This is a genomic window from Bacillus sp. DE0042, from assembly GCF_007680225.1.
Classification (GTDB): Bacteria; Bacillota; Bacilli; order Bacillales; family Bacillaceae_G; genus Bacillus_A; species Bacillus_A wiedmannii.
In genome coordinates, this window is record NZ_VEJP01000003.1 from 103,250 (window position 1) to 111,010 (window position 7,761).

The following is a 7,761-nucleotide window of genomic DNA, read 5'->3' on the forward strand; positions in this document are numbered from 1 at the left end:
AATAAACAGAAGAAAGCAGCCCTCTCATGGCTGCTCAACCGTCTTGTTTTTTATATTATACCATAGCTTCTAAACAAAATCCTTCTTTTTGCTAAAAGGTTATTTTCTGGCCGGGCTCAAACTCTAAGTAGTGTAGCGGATCCGTACTTAACACACGTACAATAGAATAACACCCATGTTCTTCTTCAGAAACCATTAATTCAACACCGTTTATATTTACAACTCTTTGGCTTTCACATTGCGAATAATCAGTTGGATATACAAGTTGCTCTGGCATAATTGTGTATAAAATCATTGTAACATTTTCCCTTCTGCACTATCATCCATGCGAGCATCTATTAATTCATTCAGCTTTCGAATCGCATTCCCAATACCACCGACATCATCTATAAGACCATATTTTACTGCATCGCCACCAATTACATTCGTCCCAATATCTCGCGTCAAGTTCCCTTTCGCAAACATAAGTTCTTTAAAACGATCTTCGGTTACTTTCGAATGCTTCGTCACAAATCGAATGACTCTTTCTTGCATTTTATCTAAATACTCAAATGTTTGCGGCACACCTATAACAAGGCCTGTTAGACGAATGGGATGAATTGTCATCGTCGCAGTTTCCGCAATAAATGAATAATCCGTAGAGACGGCGATTGGTACACCGATAGAATGCCCTCCGCCCAGAACAAGTGATACCGTTGGCTTTGAAAGCGAAGCTACCATCTCAGAAATTGCTAATCCTGCTTCAACGTCACCTCCGACCGTGTTTAATATTAAAAGCAAACCTTCAATTTTCGGATTTTGTTCTATCGCAACAATTTGCGGAATAATATGCTCATATTTTGTTGTTTTATTTTGCGGCGGCAACTGAACATGACCTTCCACCTGCCCAATGATTGTTAAACAATGAATACTCGATTCATTCATTTGTGGTACATTCGTTTGCCCTAGCTGTTGAATTTTTTCCACTATCGAGGCTTCTTTCCCAGTTTCTTTCGGCTCAGCCTCTTTCCCTTCATTTGTATAACGATCACGTTCTGTCATATCGCATCCCCTTTCACTCGTATATAACTATTATTTCTTAAGTTATAAATTTCATTCGATAGAGTTTAAAAAGAAAAAAAGATCACCCGTAAAGGTGATCTTTTTTATACTTCCATAATAATCGGTAAAATCATAGGTTTTCTCTTTGTCTCTTCGTACAAGAACTGCCCTAATAATTCACGAATATTTTGTTTTAACATAGACCATTCAATTGAATACTCTTTAATCGATTGCTCAACAATCATACGTACAATCTCTGTAGAGCGGTCAATTAACGCTTCTGATTCACGAACATACACAAAACCACGTGAAATAATTTCTGGACCAGAGATAATTTTCTTTTCATCTTTACCAAGTGTTACAACAACTACTAATATTCCATCTTGAGATAACATTTTTCTATCTCGAAGAACGATATTACCAACGTCACCTACACCTAATCCATCAATTAACACATTACCAGCTTGTACTTTGCCAACTAAGTTTGCTTCATCGTCACCAAAAGCAATCACATCACCTTTTTCTACGATAAAGATATTCTCTCTTGCAATACCTACATCTTCAGCTAAATATGCATGTGCTTTTTGCATACGGAACTCACCATGTACGGGTACAAAATATTTCGGTTTCATTAAATTTAACATTAACTTTAATTCTTCTTGGCTACCGTGACCTGAAACGTGAACTTTTCTTTCACCGTAATAAATAACATCAGCTCCAGCTCTAAATAACAAGTCAATAATTTTCGATACAGATATTTCATTACCCGGAATTGGAGAAGCCGCAATAATAACCGTATCACCTTTACGAATTGAAATTTGTTTATGAGCTTGCTTCGCCATTCTAGAAAGGGCTGCCATCGGTTCACCTTGGCTACCTGTCGTTAAAATAGCTACCTTTTTCTCTGGGAAATTGTCTACTTCTTGTAGTGAAATAACCATACCTTCTGGAACATCTAAATAACCAAGACGTCTTGCGATATCTACTACTTTCACCATACTACGTCCTACAACCGCTACTTTTCGTCCTGTTTCAGCAGCTGCATCAAATACTTGTTGAATACGATGTACATTCGATGCAAATGAAGCAACGATAATACGTCCTTCTGCGCCGTAGAACACTTTAGAAATTTCTACACCAACTTCTTTTTCAGAACCTGTATAGCCTGGACGCTCAGCATTTGTACTATCAGATAATAAGCACAGTACGCCTTCATTTCCGATTTGTGCCATTTTTCCAAGGTCTGCTCCACTATTTCCAATTGGAGTTTGATCGAATTTAAAGTCTCCCGTATATACGATAGCACCTTTTGATGTATGGAAACAAACACCAACAGAATCTGGAATACTATGTGTCGTTCCAAAGAATGACACCGTTGTAGTATTAAACTCTACTGTTGAATTTGAATCGATTGTTTTTAAGTCTACACGGCCTAACATACCCGCTTCGCCAAGTTTTTCTTGTATAAGTCCTACTGTTAATTTCGTTGCATACACAGGAATTGATAATTTACGAAGTACGTAAACAATTCCACCAATATGATCTTCATGACCGTGAGTAATAAATAAACCTTTTACTCGCTCTTGGTTTTCCACTAAATATGTAATATCCGGAATAACGATATCAATTCCAAACATTTCATCTCCCGGGAACATTAACCCTGCATCTACAATAAAGATTTCAGAATCAATTTCAACACAGTACATGTTTTTCCCGATTTCACCTACTCCACCAAGAGCAAATACTTTAACAGACTCATTCTCTTTTCTCTTCATGTTGTTGCCTGGTTTAAAAATCTTTCAAACACTGATTTCACTAAAATTGCAGAGACACCAGGGGAAACTCTACAACCACCATATATTCACCGTCCAAGACGAATGTCCTTACCGTTATGCGATATCATGTCCTTGTTTATTTTTTAAACCAGGTTTCACCTCTCTTTCATTATATAAATCAAATATCTTATTCGATATGATATGAAAATGTAATCAAATTATAATTTTTACCAATTTTGCTAAGCATACCCGTACTAAGCTACTTAGCCATATTATACCTGATACAAGAAATAGAACACAAGTTAAATCGTGCGAAAGAAGAAGTAAAAGAACGGAATTACAACAAAAATATCGAACGTATTTCCTTTATATTTACTCCGATTTTATACTCCATATTATTTTGAAGAAATAGCCATACATACGCTAAATTAATTTCATAATATGGATTTTCAAGACTTATTTTTCTAGAATCGAACAAAAACACTTATAAAATGAAGCTTTTTTATGAATCACGTCACATTTGAGACAATCCCTCTACAAAACAGAATCGATAGTTTATTACGTTTATACAAATGTTTATCCTATAATAACTATGATTTTTTGATTCATTTAAAGGTGTACGATTATTTTCTTATACATGTTGCAACACATAATGAAGAAGCGGTTAAACAAGTGGCATAATATGATCTTATAAGAACACATGTAGGTGAGAAACGAGAGGCAAAGATTTTTATAACATAAAAAAATAACCTAGTTCTACACTAGGTCATTTTTTATTAACGAGGGATAGATTGCATAACAGATTGTAACGTTACTCTTTCTTCTTCTGTTAATGGAAGAAGTGGTAAACGTACAGAACCTACATCTAATCCAACCATTTGTAACGCTGTTTTTACTGGCGTTGGGCTTGGCGCCATAAATAATGAATCCGTTACTCTTACAAGTAATTGATGTAATTTTTGCGCCTTTTTAAATTCTCCTGCTTGGAATGCTGCAATCATTTCTTGCATTTCATTTCCAATCACATGAGATGCTACAGAAACGATACCTTTCGCTCCAACTGCCATAGCTGGTAACGTTAAACCATCATCACCGCTGTATACTGCAAAGTCGTCCGCTGTTTTTTCAATGATTTCTGTCATTGTTAGCACATCGCCGCCTGCATCTTTAATCGCAACAATGTTTTCTATTTCTGATAAACGAACAACTGTATCAACGGAGATTTGTACAATAGATCGTCCTGGAACGTTATATAGCATAACCGGAAGCGGCGTGCTTTCAGCAATTGCTTTAAAGTGCTGATACATTCCTTCTTGACTCGGTTTGTTATAATACGGTGCTACTAGCATTACTGCATCAACACCAACCTCTGTTGCCTTTTTAGTTAAGTCAATAGAAGCATGCGTATTATTACTACCTGTTCCAGCGATTACGGGCACCCTTTTATCGACAACAGATACGACATGGCGATATAACGCTACTTTTTCTTCTGAAGTTAATGTAGGAGATTCTCCTGTCGTTCCTCCTACCACGATTGCTGTTGTACCGTTATCTATTAAATAATTTACCAATTTCGTTGTCTTCGCAAAATCGATATTTCCGTTTTTATCAAACGGAGTTACCATCGCGGTTGCAATTGTCCCAAAATCTATCATGGTCTCACTCCTTATTGTTCCAGTTGCTTTTCTTTTGAAAGCTCAAACGCACTATGTAATGCATTTACAGCCTCCACTAAATCAGTTTCTTTTACAAGAACCCAAATTGTCGTATGGCTATCTGCCGATTGCAGAATTTGAATACCTTTTTCCGCTAAAGCTGTAACGATTTTTGCAGTAACCCCTGGGTATCCTGCCATTCCAGCTCCTACAATAGATACTTTTGCACAATGCTCTGTCACAATTGGCTCATATCCAAGGTTTTTTAATAATTCAACTGCACGACTTGATACACTATCACTCACCGTATAAGCTACCCCAGTAGGTGAAATGTTAATTAAATCGACACTGATTCCTTCATTCGCCATTTCTTTAAACACATGCTGTTGTAAATCATATGCTGTTTCTTTTGCCAGCACTTTAATTTGCGTCACATTTGATACATGAGCGATACCTGTAACAGGACGTTCTTCTACATCACGGCCTTTTGTCGCACCGTCCGATGCTGAAATAAGCGTACCTTCACTATCAGAATACGTAGAACGTACACGAAGTGGTACTTTTGCATGCATCGCAATTTCAACTGCACGTGGATGCACGACTTTTGCACCTTGATATGCCATGTTACAAATTTCATTGTATGTTACCGTTTGAAGATGACGTGCATCTTTTACAATGCGAGGATCCGCAGTCATAACACCTTCTACATCTGTAAAGATATCAATAAATTCAGCATGAAGCGCAACACCTAATGCAGAAGCTGAAGTATCGCTACCTCCGCGTCCAAGTGTTGTCGTATCACCTTTTTTCGTTTGTCCTTGGAATCCTGTAACGACGATTACATCTAGATTTTCTAGCTCTTCATGTATACGATCGCAGTTCATTTCAATAATCTTAGCATTTGTAAAATCATCATTTGTTACAAAACCAGCTTGTGCACCATTTAATGCTGCTGCTTTTATACCGTTCTCATTTAACATGTTAGAGAAGACGATTGCTGAGATTAATTCTCCGCATGATAATAATAAATCTTGCTCACGATTAGAAATGCGAGATTCCTCTTGATTTACAAGACTTAACAAAGTATCAGTTGCATATGGTTCACCTTTACGGCCCATAGCAGATACGACAGTAACTACTTTATAACCCGCATCTAGCGATTTTTTTATATGATGAAGCGCATGCTTACGTCCATTTTCATCACGTACGGATGTGCCACCAAATTTTTGAACAATAATTTTCATATTTTGCACCTTCTCTTAGCCGTTTACACTAATTGTAATTTTACTAAGCGCTCTGCAATTTGAACAGAATTCCATGCAGCGCCTTTTAATAAGTTATCAGATACGACCCAAAGATGGAATCCTTTTTCGTTATTTAAATCTTTACGGATTCTTCCAACGAATACTTCGTTTTTACCTACTGCAGTAGCTGGCATTGGATATAACTGCTCTTCTGGATTATCTTGCAGAACAATACCTTCCGCATTTGCAAGTAAACTCTTGAATTCTTCTACTGTTACACCTTCTTTTTCTACTTCGATGTAAACAGACTCAGAGTGACCTGATACAACTGGTAAACGTACACATGTTGCCGCCACTTCTAATTCAGGCATATGCATAATTTTTTTCGTTTCATTAATCATTTTCATTTCTTCAAACGTAAATCCATTATCTTGGAATTTATCAATCTGTGGAATCGCGTTGAAAGCAATTTGGAAATGTTTCTTATCACCTGATACAGGTAAAACATTTGCCTTCACTTCTTCACCATTTAAGATTGCTTGTGATTGTTCATGAAGTTCTTCAATCGCTGCCGCACCAGCACCTGATACAGCTTGATATGTGGAAACGATTACTCGTTTTAAACCATATTGCTGACGAACTGGCTCAAGAGCTACTACCATTTGAATTGTAGAACAGTTTGGATTTGCAATAATACCATTATGTTCTTTTAAGTCGTTTTCATTTACTTCAGGTACAACAAGTGGCACGTTTTCTGTCATACGGAATGCACTTGTATTATCAACAACAATCGCACCGCGCTTTGCTGCTTCTGGCGCTAATTGTTTTGATACAGATCCACCAGCACTAAATAGTGCGATATCTACTCCTTCAAAACTTTCAGGAGTTGCCTCTTGAACTGTAAATTCTTCGCCTTTAAATACAAGTTTCTTACCTGCAGATCGTTTAGATGAAAGTAACGTTAACTTCCCGATTGGAAATTCTCGTTTCTCTAAAGTATTTAACATTTGTTCACCAACTGCGCCGGTTGCTCCAACTACAGCGACATGAAAAGTTTTTTGCTTTTCCATCACTATGCCCCTTTCTAGATACCAATCCTTCTATAACTTAGAATCAGAAGGAGTATACAATACCCCTTCTAATCTTAATAACGTTAATTTTATCATATTCTACAGTAAGAATGATGGTTTCATCAAAAATTGTCCGTTTTTTTTCGTTTTTTAATTCATATATCTGAATTTTTCTACGACAACCGGTTGCAATTGCTTCCCTTGCAGCGCTTCTAATACTGTATCTTCAAGCAGCTCCATACGAGCTACCATCGAGTTCGGTTTTTTCTCTGGTGCATCTTGACCGAATGGGACGAAGTAGATGTTTTTTGTAGTCATTAGGCGCATGAGGTTGACTCCAACATGGTGACAACAAAGAAGGTGTTTTTTATTTCTTCTATTATATATAAATCATGATTAGTTAAATTGTTATAACTTTATATGGAAGCAAAAATTCCTAAGCATATATTTTATTATTTCATAAACAACCTTTATATACCTAAATTCTGATATAATAATATTGTTATTATTTCATTTAGGAGGTTTTTTATTTGTTTAATGTATTAACATTTTTATTTTTATTATTATCAGTGCTAGCAATAATTGCATTGATTATAGGTCTAATTAAACCGGGGAAAGTAATTCGTTTTGGCAACAAAAAAACAAGAGGTCTAGTTATATTAATTTTCTTACCCGTATTATTCATTTCGTTTATTTTAGCAGGTGTATTTGCTAATAAATCAATGACTCCAGAGCAACAAGCTGCAATTGATAAAAAAAGTGCTGATGAGAAAGTATTAAAAGAAAAACAAGAGCAAGAGAAGAATGAAAAGGAAAAAGATAAGAAAGCTGAAGAGCAAGAGAAAAAAGAGAAGGAAAAAGAAGATCAGGAAATAAAGGCTCAAGAAGAGAAAAAGGCTGCTGAAGAAAAACGCAGACAAGAAGAAGCTCAAAAACAAGAGGAGCAACGTAAACTTGTGGAAGCTCAAAAACAAGA

At 36.3% G+C, this 7,761-nt stretch carries 6 protein-coding genes and 2 pseudogenes; 1 reads left to right on the plus strand and 7 read right to left on the minus strand.

The genetic code is table 11. The features are described from left to right. Positions 1 to 91: 91 nt before the first annotated feature. The 7 genes and pseudogenes from FS802_RS14480 to spoVFB form a co-directional block, all read right to left on the minus strand. On the minus strand, positions 92 to 295 hold the full coding sequence (locus tag FS802_RS14480; RefSeq protein ID WP_098653388.1) for a YlzJ-like family protein: 204 nt from the start codon (positions 293 to 295) through the stop codon (positions 92 to 94). Then, positions 292 to 1,041 carry a translocation-enhancing protein TepA gene (tepA, locus tag FS802_RS14485; protein WP_000139827.1) on the minus strand — a complete coding sequence of 250 codons (750 nt, stop codon included), beginning with the start codon at positions 1,039 to 1,041 and terminating at the stop codon, positions 292 to 294. The genes FS802_RS14480 and tepA overlap by 4 nt, the downstream gene beginning before the upstream one ends. A gap of 104 nt (positions 1,042 to 1,145) precedes the next feature. Further along, complete coding sequence (locus tag FS802_RS14490) at positions 1,146 to 2,816, minus strand: ribonuclease J (protein WP_000823080.1); 1,671 nt, start codon at positions 2,814 to 2,816, stop codon at positions 1,146 to 1,148. A 776-nt stretch (positions 2,817 to 3,592) separates the two neighbouring features. After that, positions 3,593 to 4,471: a 4-hydroxy-tetrahydrodipicolinate synthase gene (gene dapA / locus FS802_RS14495; protein WP_000564777.1), complete on the minus strand. Its 879-nt coding sequence runs from the start codon at positions 4,469 to 4,471 to the stop codon at positions 3,593 to 3,595. Positions 4,472 to 4,482: 11 nt separating this feature from the next. Then, on the minus strand, positions 4,483 to 5,715 hold the full coding sequence (gene dapG / locus FS802_RS14500) for an aspartate kinase (RefSeq protein ID WP_000692477.1): 1,233 nt from the start codon (positions 5,713 to 5,715) through the stop codon (positions 4,483 to 4,485). Positions 5,716 to 5,738: 23 nt separating this feature from the next. Beyond that, positions 5,739 to 6,785, minus strand: a complete 1,047-nt coding sequence (gene asd, locus FS802_RS14505; RefSeq protein ID WP_098653387.1) for an aspartate-semialdehyde dehydrogenase — start codon at positions 6,783 to 6,785, stop codon at positions 5,739 to 5,741. 150 nt (positions 6,786 to 6,935) lie between these two features. Then, positions 6,936 to 7,124, minus strand: a pseudogene (gene spoVFB / locus FS802_RS14510) (dipicolinate synthase subunit B); the annotation flags it as partial. 191 nt (positions 7,125 to 7,315) lie between these two features. On the opposite strand from spoVFB, the pseudogene FS802_RS31075 reads away from it, so the two are divergent. Continuing rightward, a pseudogene (locus tag FS802_RS31075) lies at positions 7,316 to 7,761 on the plus strand (excalibur calcium-binding domain-containing protein); the annotation flags it as partial.